The sequence below is a fragment of the Corynebacterium diphtheriae genome (assembly GCF_001457455.1).
Lineage (GTDB): Bacteria > Actinomycetota > Actinomycetes > Mycobacteriales > Mycobacteriaceae > Corynebacterium > Corynebacterium diphtheriae.
In genome coordinates, this window is sequence record NZ_LN831026.1 from 1607415 (window position 1) to 1630817 (window position 23403).

The following is a 23403-nucleotide window of genomic DNA, read 5'->3' on the forward strand; positions in this document are numbered from 1 at the left end:
AATCAAATTCTTCGGTCCACCACATGCACTCGAGCAGTCGGTCTACTAAGGCATGGTAGCCGTCGAAATAGCCATTCTCACATACGGCTCCCCTTATTGCTACATTTCTCACCGGAAAATATGGCAGTGTTGTAAATCATGAGCAGCGGAACTGAATCATTGCCCAAAGTCATAGTCCTTACTACCGGCGGCACACTATCGTGCACCGCAGACCCCAATGGGGCACTTATCCCTACTGTTTCGGGCGACGAACTTGTTGCACCAATTCGTCAGCGCTTTGCCGGAGCACTCGATATTGAGGTTCGTGAATTACATCGACTTGATTCTTCGTCGATGACTCTGCGCGATATTGATGACATTGTCACAGCAACGCACAATGCTTTAGAAGATGACTCTGTTGTCGGTGTGGTAGTCACTCATGGAACAGATTCCCTCGAAGAAACGGCCATTGCTGTAGATACTTTCCACAGCGATCCTCGCCCCGTGGTGTTCACCGGAGCACAAAAACCGTTTAACCATCCAGAATCTGATGGCCCTGGAAATCTGTTTGAAGCAATCATGATCGCATCTGATACCTCAGCACGAGGCATCGGCGCCTTGATTGTGTTCGGCCACGCAGTGATCCCAGCTCGTGGCTGCATTAAATGGCACACTTCAGACGATTTAGCATTCGCAACTAACGGCCCAGAAGAACCGCGGCGCGCCGACCCCATTGCGCCTATTGCACTAGGCGATATTGTAGTCGATATCATCCCCGCCTATCCCGGCGCACCTCGACGGCTTATCGACGCCGCACTCGCTGCCGGCGCCCAAGGTCTTGTCATTGAGGCGATGGGGTCTGGCAATGTCGGAACGGACATTGGGGTTGCGCTTGGTGAGGCACTCGATGCGGGGATCCCCGTCGTCATATCTACGCGAGTCCCCCGAGGGGAAGTATTTGGTGCTTACGGCGGTGCTGGTGGCGGCAAGACACTTGCATCCAAAGGGGCTGTCAGCTCAACATATTTCCGATCCGGCCAAGCTCGTGTTTTGCTGGCAATCGCCATTGCCAGTGGTGTGCATCCCGCTACGTTGTTGTAGTTAAGACCAATCTAGACTGTTGATAGGATCTGCGCTGCTCAAAAGGGCGTCGTTAGTGTCAAACGTACGCACTTTGCCAGGTCCTGTGGTGCGGGTTTCAAAACGAACTGTGATCTTTCCGTGCCCTAGCCCTTGTACCCAGCCGTGCCCATAGTCGGGATGCCAAATATCTTGAGTTGCTCGCCATCCGATTGCTGTGGGTGACTCCTCAGTCGTAGAGATCTCCAAGTCAGAATCGTGGGGGTCACTTACTCCTACCTCAAAATCGGTGTCTTTTACAGGAACTACTCGATCTAATTCGGGGAAAAGTATGTCTTGGCGGGCATCTTCAAGCCCAGAAAGACCAACACCGACGAGGCGTATTGGACCAACCTCATCGGGATATCGTGCCAGCTTTAATGCGGTAGCTGTAACTGTGTCTAGATTATCGGTCGCATAGGGCAATGTTGCTGAACGCGATTCGATCCTAAAATCCGCCATTCGGAGTTTTACGCTCACAGTTCGCGCCCCACGACCGTCGTCAAGCAATCGTCGATGACTTTCCCGTGACGCCCGAATGATGGCGGTATCCACCGCCCGCGAAGTAACAAGGTCTTTTGGGTATGTGTGTTCTACAGAGATCTGTTTTGCGATAGCACGTGGTGCCACTTCACGATCGTCGTGACCTTGGGCTAGACGCCATAAACTTCTACCCACCGTTGTGCCGAGGCTAATATCGATTTCGCGTTCGCTCATACGAGCTAGATCGCCAATTGTTTCCACCCCAAGCTGCTGCAACTTCGTCCGCGTGACCGGACCTACACCCCACAAACGGCCTACGGGTAGCGGATACATTTTTTCTTCATGCTCCGACGCAGCACACAAGTAAATACCGTCAGGTTTAGCCAGATCGGAACAAATCTTGGCAACCTGTTTTCCCGCACCCCCTCCTACAGAAGCGGGCAAACCTGTCTCATCGCGAATTACTGCTCGCAATCGCTGCGCCCATGTATCAACTTCACTTGCGCTTGCACCGTAAAGCTCAGGCGGCTCGACAAACCCCTCGTCAATAGAAATCTTTTCAACGGTGCCGCCCATACGCTCCAAAATGGAAAAGACTCGTTGCGACGCCGCTCGATACACCGCGAACCGCGGACTCACCACAACTCCTCGCATACCAATGAGCGCTTTGGCCTGATACATTGGCATAGCAGATCGGGCTCCAAAAGTGCGCGCCTCGTACGATGCCCCCGCAACCACTCCGCGACCACTCGCACCGCCCACAAGCACCGGCCGCCCCCGAAGCGTTGGACGAGTCAGTTGCTCACAAGACGCAAAAAATGCATCCATATCAACATGAATCACCCACCGTTGCATGCACCAAACATTAGTTCGACTTACTGGCTACTGTCTAATCCTCTACTTTTCAACGAAATAACAGATGAGGGCAGTGCCACTTACCGCAGCACTGCCCTCATCTGTTTGGTTACAAAGTAATTATTTTAAACCTTTTGAACCGTAGCTGTAACACCTGCCACAATATCGTGCTCCGCAGGCTCACCAGTGACAACCTCAAAAGAGGTAGCAAGCACTTCGCCAGCAATCATATCAGTGTGACGCAACGCCCATTCCTTCTTTTCTTCAGGAACAACAAGCTTGACCTCGATTCGGTCGGAAACCTCAAATCCCGAAGCCTTTCGAGCATCCTGCAAACCACGGATAACATCTGCAGCCCAGCCCTCAGCTTCAAGCTCTTCGGTCAAGGTCATATCCAAAACCACGAGGCCATCAACACCGTCGATCTGAGTGGTGGAATCAGGATCAGCAGCCACGAGACGCTCCGTAAACTCACCAGCAACAAGCTCAATGCCATCAGCTACGACAGCATCTCCACGGCGTTCATAGTTTCCAGACTTGACAGCCTTGATAGCACGCTGAACATCCTTGCCTAGTCGAGGACCTGCAACCTTGGCGTTGACCACAACATCAAAGCGGCCGACGCTATCAACGTCAGAGGTAAGAGCAACTTCCTTTACATTGACCTCATCGCGAATGATATCCGCGAAATCTGCCAATCGTGCCGATTCCGGCAACGCAACGGTAACCTTCGGCAGTGGCAAACGGTTACGCAGCTTATGCGCCTTACGCACCGAGCTCGTAGCCGAGCAGACGCCACGAACCTCATCCATTGCGCGAACAAGATCATCATCCGCTGGGAATTGATCGGCTTGAGGGAAATCGGCCAAGTGAACCGAACGCTCCCCTGTGAGTCCACGCCAGATGACCTCAGACACCATAGGCAGCAGTGGCGCTGTCACACGGGTGAGAGTCTCAAGGACTGTGTACAAGGTGTTAAACGCCTCTGGATGCTCAGTATCACCTGCCCAGAAACGATCGCGAGAACGACGAACGTACCAGTTGGTCAATGCATCGCAGAAAGTACGAACCTCATCACATGCACGTGCAATGTCCGTGTTATCCAAAGCATCGCCAACAGCCGCTACAACATCGTGCAGTTTAGCGAGGATATAACGATCCAAAACGTCAGAGGAATCAACTGACCATTGTGCTGGCTTAGAAGAATACAACTGCAAGAAGCTATACGCATTCCACATAGGCAACAGCGCCTGGCGCACACCTTCACGAATACCCTGTTCGGTGACAATCAAGTTACCGCCGCGCAGAATGGGAGAACTCATCAGGAACCAACGCATAGCATCGGAGCCATCTCGGTTGAAGACCTCATTAACATCTGGGTAGTTGCGGCGCGACTTCGACATCTTGGTGCCGTCGTCTCCCAGCACGATTCCATGCGCTACGACCTTCTTGAACGCAGGGCGATCAAACAACGCTGTGGCAAGAACATGCAGGGTGTAGAACCAACCACGGGTCTGACCGGAGTACTCCACGATGAAGTCTGCAGGTGAATGGGTATCAAACCAGTCTTTGTTCTCAAAGGGGTAATGCTTTTGAGCAAAAGGCATCGAGCCAGATTCAAACCAGCAGTCCAAAACCTCTGGAACACGACGCATCGTAGATTTACCAGTCGGATCATCTGGATTCGGACGCGTAAGTTCATCGATATGCGGCCGGTGCAAAGATTCCGGACAAACACCGAAATCACGCTCTAGTTCTTCCAAAGAACCATAGACGTCTACACGTGGGTAGTTTTCATCATCCGATACCCACACTGGGATAGGCGAACCCCAGTAACGGTTACGGGAAATGTTCCAGTCACGCGCACCTTCAAGCCACTTACCAAACTGGCCGTCACGGATATGAGACGGCATCCAGTCGATCTCTTTGTTCAACTCGACCATGCGATCGCGTATCTTGGTGACCTCCACAAACCACGATGGCAAAGCCATGTAGATCAGTGGTTCGCCAGAGCGCCAAGAGTGCGGATAGGAGTGCTCAATGGTCTGATGGCGCACAACGCGACCTGCTGCTTTAAGATCAGCAATGATGCTCTTATTTGCGTCAAATACGAGCTGTCCTTGGTATTCCGGCACCAAAGATGTGAACTTTCCGTCCATATCAACCGGAATGACTACCTCAATGCCATATTCCTTACAGGTATTCATATCGTCTTCACCAAAAGCAGGCGCCTGGTGGACGATACCCGTACCATCTTCGGTGGTCACATATTCTGCTGCCAAAATCTGGAAAGCATTTTCATGATCAGCGAAGTAATTAAAGATTGGCTGATATATCAAACCAACAAGCTCACTACCTGGACGAACCGCGAGCACTTCATGGTCTTCGCCCAACTCCTTGGCATACGCACCGACGAGAGCCTCAGCCAGCAACACGCGCTGACCGCGAATGGCCTCAGCGCCCTGATCGCCTACCTTCACCTCAACGTAGTTAACCTGGGGGTTAACAGCCAAAGCCAAGTTCGATGGCAAAGTCCATGGTGTAGTGGTCCAAGCCAGCGCATATGCACCCACGAGAGAGGCATCAGCTGCACTGTCATCTTTTACGCCAGTGATAGGGAACGTGACTGTCAGGGTTGGATCCTGACGCATCTTATAGGAGTCGTCGAGTCGCGTTTCTTGATTAGACAAAGGCGTGTGCTCAGCCCAAGAATAAGGCAAGACACGAAAGCCTTGATAAATCAAACCTTTGTCATAGAGGGTCTTAAAAGCCCACATGACAGATTCCATGAAGTCCATATCCATGGTCTTGTAACCGTTATCGAAGTCCACCCAGCGCGCCTGACGCGTCACGTAGTCTTTCCACTCTTGGGTGTACTCCAAAACCGACTTCGCGCAGTAATTGTTAAAGGACTCAAGACCCATTGCCTCGATCTCGCCCTTGTCTTTGATGCCGAGCTGCTTTTCAGCCTCCAACTCAGCAGGAAGACCATGGCAATCCCAACCGAATACGCGATTAACTAGTTTGCCCTTCATGGTCTGGTAACGAGGCACGATGTCTTTAACGTATCCGGTAAGCAGATGGCCATAGTGCGGCAAACCATTGGCAAAAGGAGGACCATCGTAGAACACGTACTCAGGATTTTCCTGGCGGTTAGTCAACGAAGCTTTAAAAGTCTCATCGTCTTTCCAGTACTCCAAGACTTGGCGTTCCATATCTGGGAACACATTTGTTCCACCGGACATATCTACGCGTGGATATACTCCACCAACTGCGTTTGACATTTTTCTCCTTCACTTTCGCAAGCATTCTGCCTTAAAGTGCGGGGACGCGTTTCCGCGCGGTACCACCCCGCTTGAGCATTCCACCAGAGGCATCTGATGTAAGCTCCGCTTCGTTCGTGAAGGAGATGACGGTCCCACCCGTTCGGTTCTACTGCACTTCAACAATGCTGCAAAGCACTGATGAAAAGTGGTTCTTCCGAAGACTCCCCAGTGATAGCTGGATCAGCGTCGTCTATCCCGAAATTATACCCAGTGAAGTCAAATTAGAAACTCTTGCCCCCAACAGGGTCATTCTCAATCTTGTTGTCCCTTGGATTCTAGGTGGGAAAATAAAAACACACGCACTGTAGGCAGTAAACCCTACAGTGCGTGTGCACTACATTGATTCAGAAGAGAACTAGACGTTCTTGTCTTCTGGAGCCGATGTACCACGGCTTTCTAACTCGTCGAGCTGCGTCTGTAGCAGAGTCTTGAGGCGAGTACGGTACTCGCGCTCGAAGGTGCGCAACTCGGAGATACGGCTTTCCAATGCATTTTGCTGCTGCTTGACGGTTGCCATGATTTCTGTGTGCTTACGCTCGGCATCTGCCTGCAAAGCATTAGCCTTCTCCTCAGCCTGGCGAACCTGCGCCTCAGCGCGAGTATTAGCATCCGATAGAGTCTGAGCGGACTTCTTCTCCGCATCATAAACGAGTGCCTTGGAACGAGCATCAGCATCAGCCAACTGCTTCTCAGCCTTCTGGCGGGCGTCTGCCAAGGTGGTCTTTGCCTTAGCCTCTGCATCGGAAACTTGCTTTTCAGCAGCTGCTCGAGCTTCGCTCAGCATCGACTTGGAGTTGCTGTCAGCTTCTGCGGTGAGACGATCAGCCATTTCCTGAGCCATGCTCAAGACCTTGGCTGCCTGCAGATGGGTGTCAGCAGTTGCGGAACCACCATCGGTTCCAACCGGAGCTACAGCTGCGACTGGCTGCGCCTTAGTAGCAGCAGATGCTGCTGCACGTGCAGCCTCTTCAGCCTTCTTAGCAGCTGCCTTTGCAGAGTCAGCCTCTTCCCGAGCCATCTTTAGCTCTGCCTGAGCACGCTCAGTAGCCTTTTGAGCATCAGCCAGCTTGGCCTGGTACTCAGCAGCGACCTTAGCCTCAATTTCCTTACGCAGCTTAGTCTCATCCAGGGAGCTCACTGCGGCAGGAGCAGCAGCTGGCTTCGAGCCTTCTGCGCGAGGCGAAGACTGCAACTCTTCAATCTGCTGACGAAGATCATCGTTTTCTTCTTGAATCTCAGCGAGGGTATCCTCCACCAGATCTAGGAACTGATCGACCTCGTCCTCGTTGTAGCCTCGCTTGCCGATTGGCGGCTTGCTGAAAGCGACGTTGTGCACATCGGCTGGAGTCAGCGGCATGGAACTCTTCCCTTCGAGATTCATCTGCGTACATAAACTTCTTTCACGTACGCGGGCTTATCTGTTCACATTACGTAGTTCGCGGCATATATGCCAAGATTTTTGCGGAATTTACAACAACAATTCCGTGTGTATCTATTCAGATACTACCGGTTCCAGAAACTTTTTCCGTGAAGCAGGCCCTTGTACGCGGATTTTTTAACAAAAATGCCCGATCGCGACAATTTCGGACATAAGTAGGGCATTCTCACCAAGAACACCCCCTATTTTGGGTGGACTTTTCGACCCATCTCATTACCCCATCACTCCAAAAGCATGAACTCGCACAATTGCCAAGGCACTACATCGCTGCAACGATCGCATACTTGATAAAGAAGAGGAGGAAAAACAACACCAAAATGGATACGTCGAGAGCAACATTGCCCATTCGCATTGGCGGAATCCAACGGCGCAGGAATTTCACTGGCGGATCTGTGAACACGAATAAAAATTCGGCAAAGATCATGAACCACCGTGGTGCTTGGAAATTACGGGAAAAGGATCGAATCATCTCAACGATAATTCGTCCGATAAGTATCAATTCATAGATTTGAATCAATATAAGGAGAATGCCTAGGACTTCGCGCACAACGCACCTTTCACATCAGCAGCATTGACAACTCCCACCGCGAACTGGCTAGGAGTAGGCATAGAAAAACGCCTTCCTCCATCTAAACCTAAGCCGAGGGACAATGGCAAAGTTTTAGCAAAGAAAAGGCGTTTTACTACAAGGTATGATGCCCGTTGAGTGCGCACTCTTTGCAAGAGATACACACAAAAACCACTTAGTGAATCAGACCAGCAGCATGCTTGAGGTCGTTTTCATCCACAGAGGCTGACTCTGGTACGAGTGCAAAGATACGTCCGTCCAATTTGCGCATCTGGCCACGTAGAGCAAAGCACAGACCAGCAGCGAAGTCGATAATGCGCTTTGCTTCGCCCTTATGCATGTCGCTCATATCAAACACCACTGCATCACCATCGCGGAAGGGGTCGCCCACCTTGATCGCAGCATCGGAGTAAGTAAGAAGACGGACTGGCACGATGTGAGTGGGCATGGGACGAGCAGCTCGTGGACGCGCTGAAGCGTAGATTGGCTCCTCGTAACGAGGCGCAGAATATGCTGGAGCCGGTTCATAGCGTGGCTCGTCATAGTACGCGTCAGAATGCTCCATGTACGGATCCGCTTCGCCATCGAGGCCGAAGAAATTCTTGGTCTTCTTTACAAACGACATGTTGGTGTCCCCTCTTAAACTGAGCTGCTTCTCATTGATTAAACTACGTGGATTTTTGTGTATGCCGATAGAGCGACACAGACAAATGACAAATCAGATGATTTGATATTTATTTTTGTTTTTCGGGGAGCCAAATAACTCCCGCCTGCCTTCCCGTTTTACTTTCACGGCGATACGAGAAAAAATCTTGATCTTCAATAGTACAGCGAGGGTCTGCGTCAATTGCTCGCACTCCTAGCCCAAGCAATTGCCTAATGAGCCCTTTTCGCACATCGATACCCGTGGTCCCCTTGTGCGTTGTGCATTGGGAGCCCGGCAGATGCTTTTCAACGTCTTCCGCCATCTGCGTGGGCACCTCGTAGTTTTTCCCCGAGGCCGCAGCCCCCATCAACACGTGCATGTTGCGAGGATGTGCGCCCAATGTTGTCATGGCTTCCACTGTTTTTGCGACGATCCCGTTACGAGCGCCCAGCCGCCCAGCGTGGACCGCCGCAATGACACCGGCTTCGGTATCCGAGATAAGTACAGGTACACAATCGGCCACCAAGACACACAATGCAAGACCACGCTTCGTGGCAATTATTGCGTCGGTAGCAGGTATAACACCGCTGTTTTTATTAGCCTCATCTACCACTGTCACAGTGTTGGAATGGATTTGTTCCATCCACACCAATGAAGTTTCCGGCAGACCAATAACCGAGGCGAGACGCTTACGATTAGCAGCCACAGATGCTGGGTCATCACCCACGTGATCGCCTAGGTTAAAAGAGCTATATGGCGGTTGCGATACCCCTCCTAATCGATTGGTGAAAACCTTACGAACAGGACGGTTGTGCACAGATGTACTCATTAGCGTAGGAAGTCTGGAATATCGAGATCGTCATCAAAGTCATCAGAACGCTGATCGCGATAGGACTCACGAGGCACCGACCGGCGCGTGTACATTCCCTCAGAATCATGGGAAGTCCGTCGCGCAGCAGGTTCCTCATTCAAGCGATGGCGCGGAGCACTATCTGAATCCCCAAACAACGACGTCGACGTAGAGCGATCAGGCGCAGGAGTTGGATTGGTTTCCATTGCAGGTGCTGATTGTGAAGCAGCTGGCTGCGCAGCTTCGCGTTGACGATCGAGAGAATTCTTCTCACCGTCAAAACCAGTAGCGATCACGGTAATACGAACCTCGTCTCCGAGGTTGTCGTCGAAAATGGTACCGAAGATGAGGTTAACGTCCTCATCTGCTTTTTCCTGGACCATGGATGCGGCCTCGTTGACTTCTTGCAGACCCAGGTCTGAGCCACCTGCAACGGAGAGCAAAACTCCCTTGGCACCTTCCATCGTGGATTCCAACAGTGGTGAGTTAATTGCCTGCTCAGCAGCAGTAAGCACTCGATTTTCACCAGATGCAGAACCAACACCCATCAAGGCGGAGCCAGCATCGTGCATAACAGAACGAACGTCGGCGAAGTCAACGTTAATCAGACCAGGAATGGTAATGAGATCGGTAATACCTTGGACACCATTGTGAAGCACGCGGTCTGCTTCGTGGAACGCATCAACCATGGTGATGTTGGCGTCGCCAAGCTGAAGTAGGCGATCGTTTGGAATAACGATAAGCGTGTCACAAACTTCACGCAGTGCATCGATACCTTCCATTGCTTGGCGGGTACGGCGTGGGCCCTCAAACTTGAATGGACGCGTAACCACGCCGACGGTAAGTGCGCCCAAGCGTTTAGCGATTCCCGCAACGACTGGTGCTGCACCTGTACCAGTACCGCCGCCCTCACCGGCAGTAACGAAGACCATGTCCGCCCCTTTAAGGGTTTCTTCGATCTCGTTTTTGTGATCTTCTGCTGATGCGCGTCCAACTTCAGGGTTTGCACCAGCACCAAGGCCGCGAGTAGCTTCTCGTCCAATGTCGAGCTTGACATCCGCATCAGAGAACATCAATGCCTGAGAGTCGGTGTTGACCGCAATAAACTCAACACCTTTTAGACCCTCTTCGATCATTCGGTTAACAGCGTTTACACCGCCGCCACCGACACCAACAACCTTGATTACGGCGAGGTAATTATCTGGGGAAGTCATTAAGAGACTCGCCTTTCACTTTTGTGGGAAAACGTTCACTTGCGATGCACCGATTGCCCCGCCACACCCCACTGACACCATGGAGAGCAGCATTGCTTCAACAACAACGCACTTCCATCTATCTTGAGGGAAAAATACGCCAATGTGGCGGACATTTTCGGCGGCGTGTCTAGACCCTAAACCTTTACTTTAGGGTTTTGACATGCGGAAACATGCATCACATGAGGCTCCACACTACACCACTTACGCCTCACCTTTATCTTTAAGAATCATCTCGTCGGAATACATAAAAACAGGCGTGGCACCATGGCTACACCCGTGCAAGACTAAGGAAAAATCCTCCTTTTGAATGACCCCATAGATTCTCTGTGCGACAGGGGATTACGATGATCTATCGGACGGCAATCACCGGTGCTCCACTAATATCAAGACGTTGTTCTGCCCTACTCAAAGCAATCATTAATGTTGCCGCTTTATCATGAGCAGATTCCGAGGAACCCCAAAAAATCTGGCGCCCATCGTGCAACACCAAATTTAAAGAATAACGATCTGGGGCCTCGATATGGTCGATTGTGGAACGAATCCCGGGATCAATAGCAGAAATAGACTCCGCCACAGCAGAAAGAACCTCGGGGTCATCCTGCGAAGGACCTGTGACTTTTACTGAGCCTTCAGAAGGTGAATCAATAACAAAAGCACGTCCTTTTTCATCAAAAAGATGTTGACCATCACTACGATCCACAAATCCCACATCGGTTCGTTCTACGACCTCAATACGAACCGTGTTGGGGAATGACCGCGTTACCGTAGCCGAACGAACCCAAGGAAGTTGAGTAACGCTTCCTGCAGCATCATGAGCAGCAACTCGAACTATGTTAGTGCCTTTAGCTATTCCGCTTGCGGTTTCAACCTCTTCAGCTGAGCTACGCACAGCGCCATCAATCTCGAATTTTTGGACGGTCATGACGGGAAAAGCCCACAGACAACCGCCAGCAATCGCCACAATAAGCAGCACAATGCTACTCACAATGGCAATACGCTTTTTCATTCGCTCTCCCGTAACGCAGTAAGGATTTCGTCGGCAAGCAAGGTCACGCTACCCGCACCCATAGTGACGATAATATCGTTGGGCTGAGCAATCTTTTTTACCTGTGCTGCAACTGCTGAAAAATTGGGCTCAAAGACTACAGGTATTGTCATTTTGTCCGAAATAATACGGGAATCCACGCCTTCAACAGGCTGCTCACGTGCACCAAAGATATCGAGGATCACCGCATGATCGGCAAGCGATAATGCCTCAGCAAATTCAGCTGCAAATTCCATCGTACGAGAATATAGATGCGGCTGAAAAGCAACCACTACTCGCCCAATGCCGCGCGCTTCCTGCTGTTGACGTGCAGCTTTAAGAACAGCTGTTACCTCAGTCGGATGGTGTGCGTAGTCGTCATAGACTTCTGCATCGTGAAATGCTCCGCCGGAAACACGACCATGGAATTCAAACCGCCGGCGAACACCACTGAAGTCGCTAATACCAGCAGCAAGTCGTTCCAATTCGGCACCAGCGGTCACACCAGCAGTCAAAGCTGCGCATGCGTTGAGCACCATGTGGTGGCCAGGAATACGCATGATCACATCGACTGTATCGTCACCAACTGTGATTCGAGCGCTGGTACCAGCGGGCCCAACTTCCGTGTGCTCAACAACGGTAAAGGCCACATCTGGATGCTGTTGCGCTGCATCAAGTGACCCATAGCCGCGAACCGTCATGCGATCTTTAAACTTCTCCCCCAATGCCGCAGCGTGCGGATCGTCCAAACACACAACAAGTGTTCCACCTGGCTGCACACGCTCAGCAAAGTCATCAAACACCTTGAAATATGCTTCAGATGTTTTGAAGAAATCCAAGTGATCCGGCTCGATATTAGTAACTACTGCAATGTCTGGCTTGTACCGCAGCAAAGAAGCATCCGATTCATCGGCCTCCGCCACAAAGGCTTTGCCGGTGCCATCATGCGCATTCGTTCCTGCTTTGTTCAGCTGCCCACCAATTGCAAAGCTAGGATCTTTCCCAGCCGCTTGAAACGCAACCACAGCCATAGATGTCGTCGAAGTCTTGCCGTGAGTACCAGCAATAAGAACCTGCTGGTGGTCTTCCATGAGCTCGCCCAAAAGGTCCGATCGCCGAATAACGGGAATGTTATTGGCATGTGCTTCTTGCAGCTCAGGGTTATCTTGGGGGATCGCAGCAAAGGAAGTAACAACTACCGTCGGCATAGTACCAGAGATTGCTAGGTTTTCAGCTTTATGCCCTACCGCAATCGTTGCTCCCATTGCACGAAGCGCAGCTACCGGACGAGATTCCTTAACATCGGAACCGCTCACAACGCTGCCGCGAGACAACAAAATGCGCGCTACTCCCGACATTCCCGCTCCACCGATTCCGATCATGTGGACACGGCTTAAGTCGATTGAATTCATGTTCTATCTCTTCTGTTTTATTTGTTGCGATCGTGATTTTTCACAATGGAATAGATGATGTCAGCAATCGTCTCCGCAGCGTTAGCGGTGCCAGATTCCTTAGCTGCGATGACCATCGTGTTGTAGGTTTCTTGATCGCCTAAAATTTTGGCGGCCAATGAGCTAAAAGCCTCGCCATTAAATTCAGAATCCGCAACCAATACCGCTGCGCCTTCCTCCACTAACGGTTGTGCATTAAGCCCTTGCTCACCATTACCGTGTGGCAATGGCACATAAATAGCAGGAATTCCGGCAGCCGTATTTTCCGCTACCGTCATTGCTCCACTGCGACCGATCACGAGATCAGCAATGGCATAGGCGGCGGCCATATCGTCGATATATGCCACTGGTACATATCGTTCTTGTGCCTCGGGAGCAGAATTCTTACGCCCATATGCGTGAAGAACTTGAACGTCTGGATCAGCTAATACTGCATCGATGCCTTCTGCCACCGCAGCGTTGATGGAACGGGCGCCTTGGGAACCACCGGTGATCAAGATGGTCTTTTTCTCTGGATCTAGCCCCCACAGTTGTTGTGCTCGATCCAGTGCGGTGTCATCGCCAGACAATGACGATCGGATAGGAATTCCTACGACAGTTCCTGGCATGCCGGAGTTAGCTACCGCGTTAAGTCCCATACCGCCTAGCCGAACACCAAGTTTGTTGGCCATACCGGAGCGGGCGTTTGCCTCGTGAACGATAAAGGGAATTTTTTGAAGTTTTGCTGCAATATACGCAGGCGCTGCTACGTATCCGCCGAATCCGATAACCACATCGGTATCGAATTCTTTTAAAATCTTGCGGGTTTGAGAAATTGTTGCCAATAGCCGAAACGGCAACTTGAACAAATCTGCATTTATTTTTCGTGGAACTGGCACTGGGTTGATCAGTCGTAGTTCAAATCCGCGTTCAGGGACAATCGACGTTTCCAGTCCTTTTGTCGTGCCAAGTGCGACAACCTCTGTACCTCGGTGACGTAGCGACTCTGCCACGGCAAGAGCTGGCTCAATATGCCCAGCTGTGCCGCCACCTGCGACTACGACTCGTGGAGTGTTCACTTCATCTTCTCCTGCGTTTGTTGTCTTGTGGATAATTTCGACGTCGAGGTTGGCGCTGTGCTCCCCGCTGCTTGTCGACGCTACCAGTTCTATCGCGGTCACTCGAACCCCACGTGCCTGTTGAACTTTGACGGTAGCTCACTCGCTCATTGCGTTCGATCTTCGGCGGTTGCCTCTTGGGAGCACCAGATTGGCGTGTTCCCTGTGAAGATCGCCGTGTAGAACGACGCGTACGAATATCGGATACATCCGGCTCCCGCAAGAACAGCACTCGGTCCAAGGCTGGCCTTCCATAGGACTGCATCGCTGAAATCGCTTCTGGCTCATAGCGTGCACAGTTTGCGATCAACCCCAGCGCCGCCAGCGTAATCACCGCAGAACTGCCACCGGCAGAAATCAAAGGAAGTTGAATACCAGTAACCGGAAGAAGACCAATTACATAGGCCATGTTGATAAAAGCCTGCAAAGAAATACCTGCGGCAAGAGTAGCAACAGCAAGAGAAAGGAAACTGTCTTTAATTCTCAGTGCAATTCTTAACGCAATAAGAAGGAGCGCGGTAAATAACCCAATGATGATGGCAGCTCCGACAAAACCAAGCTCTTCTCCAACAATGGCAAAAATGAAGTCGTTTTTCGCCTCTGGAAGATAAAACCATTTAGCTCGTGACTGACCGATCCCCAATCCCGTAAAGGATCCATCGGCAAGAGATAATATGCCCTGATAAGACTGATATGCTACGCCATCGATATCATCAAATCGGCCAAAGAGCGCATCTATAAAAACAGTGATGCGGTGACCACGATACCCATGCATCGTGACTGCCAAAACAAAAGCCACGCCAGAAATTGTCAACGCTGCAACAATTAAACCTCGTGGTAGCCCTGCGAATACGAGCATAATCAACGTGAGAAATCCGAGCATCGCCGTCATACCAAGATCCCCCTCAGCCATGACTAATGCACAGGTTAATCCAGCAATAACGGCAAACATCGCACGGCGATCGAAATCAATCCCATAAAAGCGGAAATACACTTTAGGTTTACGGGTAAGAAAACTTGCTCCCCAAATCGCTAAGGCCACACGCGCGATCTCTGATGGCTGAATGTTTACAGGCCCAAGCGGGATCCACGACTGCGAACCGACTTGTTCTTTACCGGTACCGATGCCAGGAATAAGCACCACGATGAGAAGGAGAATCGAAATACGCATCAGCCACACGGCGTATTTTCTCACCTTCCGCGGTGGCATCTGCATGACACCAATCATGGCAATAAAACCGATAACAATCAGCAAAATCTGCTTGGTCGCGTAAGTCCATGCACTACCAGTTTCTGAAACAGAGGTTGCCATCGACGAGGTAACCACCATCAAAACGCCAGTGAGCACCAACAAGGCGATAACGAACATGACGATGTAATAATCCGTCAGCGGTCGGCGCATCATTTCGCCCAAAAAACTCGCTATCCGGTCACGAACCCGAGAGCCACGATTCGAAGTGTTGGTGCTCATTGTGGTGCTCCTCACCGACAAAAATGTTAGTCGTGTAAATGTTGTGCAATCGCTGTAGCGAACATGTCTCCACGCTGCCCCATGCCGGTGTACATATCAAGACTAGCTGCTGCAGGAGCCAATACGATCGCATCGCCTGCCTCTGCTTGGGATACCGACCACGCTACCGCCTCATCCATTGCGCGACGTGGATCAGTCTCAGAAACGCTCAGTACCGGAATACCAGGAATATGAGTCCGAACAGAATCTTCTATCACATCACGATCAACGCCCAACAACGCTACTGCTTTGATTCGTCCGGCATGTCGAACAATGAGCTCATCGATTTCTGCTCCCTTGAGCTGCCCACCAGCAACCCACACTACTGAAGAGAAACCAGCAAGTGCGCTATCAGCAGCATGTGGATTCGTTGCTTTCGAATTATCAATCGCAACTACTTCCCTATGACGCCCCACGCATTGTCCACGGTGACCTGCGACTTCAAACTTAGACAGGGCTTCTTCAACACATATGGCACTCACTCCCATCGAGCGCGCTGCGGCAGCCGCAGCAAGGGCGTCGTTAAGCCCTGCCGGACCTGCAGGTTCGATTCCTTCAGCAGATCGCAACACCACGTTATCGCCAAATGCACAGTCGAAAAGTTGTCCATCGCGCACGCCTACCATGCCTTTAGCTGGCTCGCCTAATGTGAATCCGATGATGGGATCAGCATCTTCGGCACGTTGGATGCGTCTCATTTCCGTCGTCACATGTTCGTTGTCAAAGCCCGCAATTGCAGTGGGAGCGGCTAATACTTTCGCCTTATCCTGTGCATATTGGGCGAAACTACCGTGCCAATCAATGTGATCATCAGCAAGATTGAGCAAAATTCCAACGTCAGGGATCAAAGTGGAAGACCAATGCAGCTGAAAACTCGACAGCTCCGCAACTAACACATCAATACGTGGTTGGGTACTCACAGCATCTGCAACCGATACACCGATGTTGCCGACGGCAGCAGCACGCGCACCAGAATGTTGCATGATTTCTGCGAGCATGGCCGTTGTAGTGGTTTTGCCGTTAGTACCGGTAACCACCATCCAGGTTCGCTTCGGGCCAAATACCTCGGCGCGATCGAGTCGGTACACCAGCTCAACATCGCCAATCACCTCAAGGCCAGCGCTTTGAGCAGCAACGAGAAGCGGCGAATCAGGTCGCCAACCCGGAGAAGTGACCACCACTGTGTAGTCTTGAAAACCATCCGAAACCACATCAGCTGGGCTAATAATCTGACAACCAGTTTGTTGAGCAAGCTTATCCAACTGCGCAGAATTGGAATCTGCAACGGTGACAGCACATCCCATTTCTCGCAGCAGCTGAGTGATTCCAACTCCGGAAACACCGGCACCTGCGACGAGTACGCGGCCCGCTAACTCAGGAAGCAAAACCTTGAGCTCTTCAACACTTACTGTCATTTTGGCGGCAGACATATTTTTATACTCCTGTAAGAGATAGCCACTCACCATAGAAAATGGATGCACCGATGAGCGCAGCCACCGCTGCGATCAGCCAGAATCGAATCACTACAGTTGTTTCGGCCCAACCACCGTTTTCAAAGTGATGATGGAACGGAGCCATTCGGAAAATACGAATCTTCTTTGTTCGGTAACCCGCGACCTGGATAACCACCGAAGCAGCTTCGAGTACAAACAAAGCACCAACAATAATCATGAGAAGCTCTGTACGAGAAGCCACGGACAATCCCGCAACGAGGCCACCGAGCGCGAGAGAACCGGTATCTCCCATAAAGATCTTGGCGGGAGCAGCATTCCACCACAAAAAGCCCAAACACGCGCCCAAACCAGCAGCAGCCAAAATTGCAAGATCTAATGGGTCACGGACGTCGTAACAGCCAGGTTGTGCTCCTGCCGAGCATGAGTTCCGGAACTGCCAGAACGTAATAACGGTGTACGTACCCATCACGATGGCAGTTGAGCCCGCTGCCAAGCCATCCAAGCCATCGGTTAGATTTACTGCGTTAGACCATGCAGAAATCAGAATGTAAATGAACAGAAGGAAAATTGCGATTCCTACTGCCTTAGGCCCAATGGCAAGGTCAACTGTGGGCAAATCACGCAAGAAGCTTAAGTGACTAGATCCTGGGGTTAGTCCATCAGCGTTAGGGAAAAGAAGAATGAGCGCACCAAAGATAAGTGAAATCGCCAACTGTCCGATCAACTTAGCTTTCTTGTTCAAACCAAGGTTGCGCCCCATGTAGAGCTTGATAAAGTCATCAGCAAAACCAAGACCACCGAGTGCAAGTGTCAAGCCTAAAACCAGCAAACCAGAGGCTGTGAAACCACCAGTTCCGGTTACTTGACCCACGATCCCCGTGACTGCATAAGCAACGGTGATACCGATCAAGATTGCGATACCACCCATGGTGGGGGTGCCGCGCTTGCGCAAATGCGATTTAGGACCATCTTCACGGATCTCTTGCCCCAGCCCCTCGGCGCTAAAACGCCGAATCAAAATGGGTGTAACAAAGATCGACGCCAAAAGGCCCACAGCGCCCGCAATAATGATCTGGGTCATTGTTGATTCACCTGTCATTCTTTCTTTATTTTGAAGCTAAAATCTCTGCGGTTTCCCACAAACGATATGCATTAGATGCTTTTACAAGAGCTACGTCTGCAGAACCCATATTCTGATCAAGGAGATCTGCTGCTTCTGCGGTATCGCGAGCCATAAGTGTAGTCACATTGCTGCGTCGGGCTCCATCTGCCAATGCCAAAGAATCAGCAGAGTCTCCGACAACGATTAATCCATGCACATTCAACTCACCGAGGAGCCTGCCAATCTCTTCGTGTGCCGCAACCGACTCCTCCCCTAGCTCACTCATGGGACCCAACACTGCCCACGCGTGCGAGGCTTCGCCCTTGAATGACTTGTTGTGAGCAGTAGTGGAAAGCGCCGTAAGACCGGCACGCATCGACTCAGTGTTGGCGTTATAAGCATCATCAATGATGGTTGCGCCATCGCTACGGTGCATAAGAGCCATACGGTGCGCAGAAGCGCCAAGGTGGCTACTCAATGCTTCGGCAATATCGTCAATGGTTATGCCTGCCGCATATGCCGCCGCTGCAGCTGCCAGTGCATTGGAAACTTGATGCTGGCCAGCAACTTGGAGCGTTACGACGTTCTCCGCTTCGCCGATGTGGAGGGTAAAACGAGCACGCGCATAATCGTCAAGTTCAATATCGGTGGCATAAACATCCGCGTCCTGCGAATTCGCGGAAAAAGTGATCACCTTCGCATCAGTTCGAGTACGCATGCCTGCAACGAGATCATCATCTGCATTAAGTACAGCCACACCGTCGTGAGGAAGTGCCTCCGCTAATTCGCCTTTGGCTTGAGCAATAATTTCGCGCGAACCAAATTCGCCTAGATGCGCGGTGCCAACATTGAGCACAACACCGATTTTAGGAGGGGCAATCTGTGCTAGATGCGCTATGTGGCCAATGCCGCGGGCAGACATCTCCGCTACTAGATAACGGGTCTGTTCGGTACAGCGTAAAGCTGTATACGGATGCCCGATCTCGTTATTGAAAGATCCAGGAGGAGCCACGGTAGGGGCCTGATTACTCAGAATTGACGCCAACATGTCTTTGGTCGAGGTTTTCCCTGCCGAACCAGTAACACCCATGACGGTTAACCCCTGAGCAGTCAACGTATCGATGACTTTTCGCGCAATAAGTCCCATACCTTGGAGAACAGCCGCAATTGAACCGTCTTCATCATGTTCAGTTGCGTAACTGTTGGCCGATTGCTGTTGACCAGTCGCAGGTGGCACCACAATAGCGGGCGCTAATCCAGAATCGATCTTCACAGGATGCGCTACCAATGCTGCTGCAGCGCCACTTTCTAACGCAGCTGGCACGAAATCATGGCCGTCGACACGCGATCCGGCCAACGCCACAAACAAAGAACCTTCCGATACCTTACGCGAGTCAAATTCCACAGGCCCCGTCACTACGGTTTCTGGATCAGTGCCTTGTGTGAGTGTTCCACCCAAGATACCTGCGATCTGTTCAACAGTCAGATCAATCATTTTCTCAAGTCCTTAAAAACAATGAAGTGCGATGAAAACCGGCTATTCATCCATTAATCGAGGTCGAACCCTTGATCATGCAGAGCAGCTGCTACTTCCTCACGATCATCGAAGTGATGATCGACTCCGTTAATGAGCTGACCAACTTCATGGCCTTTTCCAGCAACGATGACGGCGTCGCCGGGCTGAGCCCATTGCACTGCAGTACGAATTGCTTCCCTACGATCTCCGATTTCACGAATATCTGCTGATCCTGCAACACCATGGGCGCCTTCTAATACTGCCTCACGAATTTTCGCAGGATCCTCCGACCTAGGGTTATCGTCAGTCACAATGACCAAATCTGCTCGACGCGCTGCTTCGGCGCCCATAATTGGCCGTTTGCCGGAATCACGATCGCCGCCTGCTCCTACGACGACCGCAATCCGTCCTGGAACTTGGTCACGGACCGTATCTATAACTGCAGCTACGGCTGCTGGTTTATGGGCATAGTCCACGACAGCAAGGAACTCTTGACCTCGATCGATGCGCTCCATACGTCCTGGAACTGCAACGTCGGCAATGCCACGAATAAAGGCGTCTTTATCAACACCCACGGATTCTGCCAAAGCCAGCGCAACGACTGTATTCGCAATATTAAAGCCGCCAGGCAGTGGCAAATGCACATCCGTTGACTGTGCGCCATGATGCACGATAAATGACTGCGCGCCGACAGGGTTAACGTCGATATTGCTTACCCAGTAATCAGCTTGGTGGACAGCTGCCTCTTGTTCAGCGCACACAGTGATGGCGTCTGCTCCAGCACGCTCAGCCATGTTTTTGCCCCAGAGATCGTTTACGCACACAACAGACTTTTCAGCGTGTATCGGCGAAGCTGGGTCAAAGAACAGCGCTTTAGCCTCGAAATACTCTTGCATCGTAGGATGAAAATCAAGGTGATCCTGTGACAGGTTGGTAAAGCCAGCTGCACTAAACCGCGTCCCTGTTACACGCCCCAACGCCAGCGCATGGCTAGATACTTCCATCACCACGTGGCTTACGCCTTCTGCCTTCATTTGACTAAATAGCTGCTGCAGCGTGGGAGCTTCAGGGGTTGTCAATTTAGTAGGGACTTTTCGTCCATTGATACGAGTTCCAGTAGTGCCGATCAACCCGACGTGTAAGCCGGCTGCCATCAAACCGCGCTCAAGGATATAACTCGTCGTGGTTTTACCGCTGGTTCCGGTCACACCAATGATGGTCATTTCGTGAGAAGGGTGCCCATAAATCTCCGCACTGAGTATTCCTAGGACTCTGCGAACATCATCTACCTCGATAATGGGACGTTTCTCACCGGAATCCACAAGTATTTGGGTTCCCTCGTGATCGCTTAATACAGCTAGTGCTGCCGCTGCTTTCCCTTGGCTAGCGTAGTGAGCTCCATGAGTTTTGGTGCCTGGAAGTGCAGCAAAGATTGCGTCGGCTGGTAGCTGCGATGAATCCAGTCCAATCGCCGAAATCTCTGTTGCACCCGCTGTAGTTTCTCCCACTAGACGTCCACCAGCAAGTTCAGTAAGACGTTCGAGAGTACATGAATGCGGAGATTGAGTAGGCAAAACGGCCCCTTTCTACACGCTCTCGCCGAGGATAGGCAGGAGCTTTAATTCCAAAGTGAACACGAGGTTGTGTGTTAAAAAGCTGAACGACGTTGCATCTTCTCTGGTTATTGAGCCTGCAACACAAGTTGTCCCTCCATTGGTGGCGAAAGTGGAACATTATCACGATCAAGGATCCACGATGCGATATCGTGGAACAATGGCGCAGCCGATTGACCTCCTTCGCCATGGACACCGCGATGAGGCTTGTCGAGCATAAGCGCTACTACAAATCGCGGATTATCCGCTGGGGCAATTCCCGCAAAAGTAATCCAGTAATTCGAATTCGAATAAGCACCCGTGTTGGGATCTACTTGCTGAGCAGTGCCGGTTTTACCACTGACTTGATAGCCATCAACAGCTGCACCTGCGCCAGTACCACTATTGATTCCAGTGGGATCTTTTTGCACTACACCACGGAACATATCAACAACAGTACGCGCGGTTTGAGCAGACACGACTCGGGTTTCTGCAGGCGGCTGTTGTTCGACTTCGTTTCCAGAGGAATCCACTACTTTTTCAATAATGCGTGGTTCGATTCGCTGCCCATCATTGGCCAAAGCTTGGTAAATACCTGCCATTTGGAGCAGCGTCACAGACATGCCCTGTCCAATAGGGAGGTTTGCAAAGGTTCCGCCAGACCACTGGGAAATGTCGGGTAGGAGGCCCTGTGACTCTACGGGAAGTTCGATACCTGTATTTTGTCCGATTCCAAAGCGATGAAGAAGATCGTTAAATCGTTGCTCTCCTAATCGCTGCGCGAGCATAAGAGTACCGACGTTCGAGGACTTACCGAAGATGCCAGTTGTGGTATACCCAACTGTTCCATGCTCCCACGCGTCCCGCACGTTTACGCCCGACATCTCGATGCTGCCAGGTACTTGCAAAACTTCATCTGGGGTTGATTTGCCGTCTTCAATAACTCCCGCAGCGGTAATGATCTTGGCAACAGACCCAGGCTCAAATGGTGAAGAAATGGTGGTGTTTTCAAAAGACTTATTGTCTTTGAGCTGCTTTTCAATATCACCATTTGGGTTGATCGTTCCGGAATTTGCCATGGTAAGAACTTTTCCGGTTTTCACATCTAGCACTACTGCAGAGGCACTTTGGGCACCGGAATTGGACACTGCTTGTTCCAATTGCTGCTGCACATAGGTCTGCATGTCTAGGTCTAACGTCAAAGTGACATTGGCCCCGTTAGTTGCGGGGACTTCATCGCGTAGCGAACCTGGGATTACTTCTCCACTCGCAGCGACATCAAGAGTTTTGCGTCCGTCAATCCCCGAAAGCACAGAATTATTCGATGACTCGAAACCAAACTGGCCTTGTCCATCTTGACTAATCTTGCCAATCACGTTTTCCGCGACAGCACCATTCGGGTACTGACGGATCTGTTGGAGATCGGCAGCGATACCATGAAATTTCTGCGCAATATTTTCGGCAACATCTGGGTCAACGTTTCGTACTAAAACCTCATAGCTAGTATCAGCTTTTAGTTTTTTCAGAATATCTTTTGACTTGATGTCGTTAGCAGATGCTTCCGAGTCTTTGATGATCTTCGGAATTTCGTTTGAATACTCTTCTAGGTAGCTATCTACCTTGTCTTCAATCTTTTTCTTCCTCTGATTTTCATCCCAACTGGAATACTCTTTTTCGTCCTGCAGCTCGATCTTGGCAGTGTATTCAAGCTCTTTGCGCAATTGCTTTGGCGACGCCGTCAGCGATCGAGCTTGCATTGTATATGCCAACAATTGGCCCGTGTTGTCATAAATCTCGCCACGACGTGCAGCATCGACAAATACTCGAGTGCGCTGTGCAGATGCTTTTTCTGAAAGATCCGGTCCCCAAACGAGTTGTACCCAACCAAGGCGCGCGATAAGTATGGCCGCTACCAGCACAACTAGTAAACGAAAAACTCTAAATCGATGATGCGATACTACGGAGTCTTGAGTACTACGCTGCCGGGCATTGACCTCGCGCTTAATTTTCAGATCCTGATTTTTCGCACCTAGAGTCGTGGAGAACCGATGCGAATGGTCCCGACTCGACCACGAAGGTCTACCGTGGAATCGATCAGGGTTGCTCGAATTCACTCCTAGATCCGCCTCACTAAATT

Annotated in this window: 17 protein-coding genes; 1 reads left to right on the forward strand and 16 read right to left on the reverse strand. The window is 51.0% G+C overall.

The window, feature by feature from the left end; translation table 11 throughout:
- The first annotated feature begins 138 nt into the window (after positions 1-138).
- Complete coding sequence (locus AT687_RS07750; RefSeq protein ID WP_014310598.1) at positions 139-1080, forward strand: asparaginase; 942 nt, start codon at positions 139-141, stop codon at positions 1078-1080.
- Here the strand turns inward: AT687_RS07750 and AT687_RS07755 are convergent, their stop codons facing one another.
- The 16 genes from AT687_RS07755 to AT687_RS07830 form a co-directional block, all read right to left on the reverse strand.
- Positions 1081-2436 (reverse strand): DNA polymerase IV, encoded by a 1356-nt coding sequence (locus AT687_RS07755; RefSeq protein WP_014303622.1) that lies wholly within the window; start codon positions 2434-2436, stop codon positions 1081-1083. It lies immediately after the preceding gene.
- Between the two features lie 125 nt (positions 2437-2561).
- Positions 2562-5720, reverse strand: coding sequence for an isoleucine--tRNA ligase (gene ileS, locus AT687_RS07760; protein WP_014310599.1), 3159 nt, complete (start codon positions 5718-5720; stop codon positions 2562-2564).
- A gap of 397 nt (positions 5721-6117) precedes the next feature.
- Positions 6118-7119, reverse strand: coding sequence for a DivIVA domain-containing protein (locus tag AT687_RS07765; protein ID WP_014310600.1), 1002 nt, complete (start codon positions 7117-7119; stop codon positions 6118-6120).
- A gap of 340 nt (positions 7120-7459) precedes the next feature.
- Complete coding sequence (locus AT687_RS07770; protein WP_014307078.1) at positions 7460-7747, reverse strand: YggT family protein; 288 nt, start codon at positions 7745-7747, stop codon at positions 7460-7462.
- Positions 7748-7943: 196 nt separating this feature from the next.
- Complete coding sequence (locus AT687_RS07775; protein ID WP_003852142.1) at positions 7944-8393, reverse strand: cell division protein SepF; 450 nt, start codon at positions 8391-8393, stop codon at positions 7944-7946.
- A 109-nt stretch (positions 8394-8502) separates the two neighbouring features.
- Positions 8503-9243 (reverse strand): peptidoglycan editing factor PgeF, encoded by a 741-nt coding sequence (gene pgeF / locus AT687_RS07780; RefSeq protein WP_014303625.1) that lies wholly within the window; start codon positions 9241-9243, stop codon positions 8503-8505.
- Entirely contained in the window at positions 9243-10478 is a 1236-nt protein-coding gene (gene ftsZ, locus AT687_RS07785) for a cell division protein FtsZ (RefSeq protein ID WP_014303626.1), read from the reverse strand. Before ftsZ ends, pgeF begins: the two co-directional genes overlap by 1 nt.
- 391 nt (positions 10479-10869) lie before the next feature.
- Positions 10870-11526 carry a cell division protein FtsQ/DivIB gene (locus AT687_RS07790; RefSeq protein WP_014310601.1) on the reverse strand — a complete coding sequence of 219 codons (657 nt, stop codon included), beginning with the start codon at positions 11524-11526 and terminating at the stop codon, positions 10870-10872.
- The gene (murC, locus tag AT687_RS07795) at positions 11523-12956 is read right to left on the reverse strand and encodes a UDP-N-acetylmuramate--L-alanine ligase (protein ID WP_014310602.1); all 1434 of its coding nucleotides are present in this window, start codon (positions 12954-12956) and stop codon (positions 11523-11525) included. The genes AT687_RS07790 and murC overlap by 4 nt, the downstream gene beginning before the upstream one ends.
- 17 nt (positions 12957-12973) lie before the next feature.
- Entirely contained in the window at positions 12974-14053 is a 1080-nt protein-coding gene (gene murG, locus AT687_RS07800) for an undecaprenyldiphospho-muramoylpentapeptide beta-N-acetylglucosaminyltransferase (RefSeq protein WP_014310603.1), read from the reverse strand.
- Position 14054: 1 nt separating this feature from the next.
- A complete protein-coding gene (ftsW, locus tag AT687_RS07805) occupies positions 14055-15563 on the reverse strand; it encodes a putative lipid II flippase FtsW (protein WP_014310604.1) in 1509 nt (502 codons plus the stop codon).
- Between the two features lie 26 nt (positions 15564-15589).
- Positions 15590-17032, reverse strand: a complete 1443-nt coding sequence (gene murD, locus AT687_RS07810) for a UDP-N-acetylmuramoyl-L-alanine--D-glutamate ligase (RefSeq protein WP_014310605.1) — start codon at positions 17030-17032, stop codon at positions 15590-15592.
- A 4-nt stretch (positions 17033-17036) separates the two neighbouring features.
- Positions 17037-18137 (reverse strand): phospho-N-acetylmuramoyl-pentapeptide-transferase, encoded by a 1101-nt coding sequence (gene mraY, locus AT687_RS07815; protein ID WP_014310606.1) that lies wholly within the window; start codon positions 18135-18137, stop codon positions 17037-17039.
- Between the two features lie 25 nt (positions 18138-18162).
- Positions 18163-19653 (reverse strand): UDP-N-acetylmuramoyl-tripeptide--D-alanyl-D-alanine ligase, encoded by a 1491-nt coding sequence (locus tag AT687_RS07820; RefSeq protein WP_014310607.1) that lies wholly within the window; start codon positions 19651-19653, stop codon positions 18163-18165.
- 53 nt (positions 19654-19706) lie between these two features.
- Positions 19707-21248: a UDP-N-acetylmuramoyl-L-alanyl-D-glutamate--2,6-diaminopimelate ligase gene (locus tag AT687_RS07825; RefSeq protein ID WP_014310608.1), complete on the reverse strand. Its 1542-nt coding sequence runs from the start codon at positions 21246-21248 to the stop codon at positions 19707-19709.
- Positions 21249-21355: 107 nt separating this feature from the next.
- Positions 21356-23380 (reverse strand): peptidoglycan D,D-transpeptidase FtsI family protein, encoded by a 2025-nt coding sequence (locus tag AT687_RS07830; protein ID WP_014319192.1) that lies wholly within the window; start codon positions 23378-23380, stop codon positions 21356-21358.
- Positions 23381-23403 lie beyond the last annotated feature (23 nt).

What these genes read in the sequence shown, in the direction of transcription:
- AT687_RS07765 (WP_014310600.1), bottom strand. Translation starts at nt 7,119, where the DNA reads ATGCCGCTGACTCCAGCCGATGTGCACAACGTCGCTTTCAGCAAGCCG.
- mraY (WP_014310606.1), bottom strand. Translation starts at nt 18,137, where the DNA reads ATGACCCAGATCATTATTGCGGGCGCTGTGGGCCTTTTGGCGTCGATC.
- murD (WP_014310605.1), bottom strand. Translation starts at nt 17,032, where the DNA reads ATGTCTGCCGCCAAAATGACAGTAAGTGTTGAAGAGCTCAAGGTTTTG.
- murC (WP_014310602.1), bottom strand. Translation starts at nt 12,956, where the DNA reads ATGAATTCAATCGACTTAAGCCGTGTCCACATGATCGGAATCGGTGGA.
- AT687_RS07790 (WP_014310601.1), bottom strand. Translation starts at nt 11,526, where the DNA reads ATGAAAAAGCGTATTGCCATTGTGAGTAGCATTGTGCTGCTTATTGTG.
- AT687_RS07750 (WP_014310598.1), top strand. Translation starts at nt 139, where the DNA reads ATGAGCAGCGGAACTGAATCATTGCCCAAAGTCATAGTCCTTACTACC.
- ftsW (WP_014310604.1), bottom strand. Translation starts at nt 15,563, where the DNA reads ATGAGCACCAACACTTCGAATCGTGGCTCTCGGGTTCGTGACCGGATA.
- AT687_RS07820 (WP_014310607.1), bottom strand. Translation starts at nt 19,653, where the DNA reads ATGATTGATCTGACTGTTGAACAGATCGCAGGTATCTTGGGTGGAACA.
- AT687_RS07775 (WP_003852142.1), bottom strand. Translation starts at nt 8,393, where the DNA reads ATGTCGTTTGTAAAGAAGACCAAGAATTTCTTCGGCCTCGATGGCGAA.
- ftsZ (WP_014303626.1), bottom strand. Translation starts at nt 10,478, where the DNA reads ATGACTTCCCCAGATAATTACCTCGCCGTAATCAAGGTTGTTGGTGTC.
- AT687_RS07755 (WP_014303622.1), bottom strand. Translation starts at nt 2,436, where the DNA reads ATGCAACGGTGGGTGATTCATGTTGATATGGATGCATTTTTTGCGTCT.
- ileS (WP_014310599.1), bottom strand. Translation starts at nt 5,720, where the DNA reads ATGTCAAACGCAGTTGGTGGAGTATATCCACGCGTAGATATGTCCGGT.
- pgeF (WP_014303625.1), bottom strand. Translation starts at nt 9,243, where the DNA reads ATGAGTACATCTGTGCACAACCGTCCTGTTCGTAAGGTTTTCACCAAT.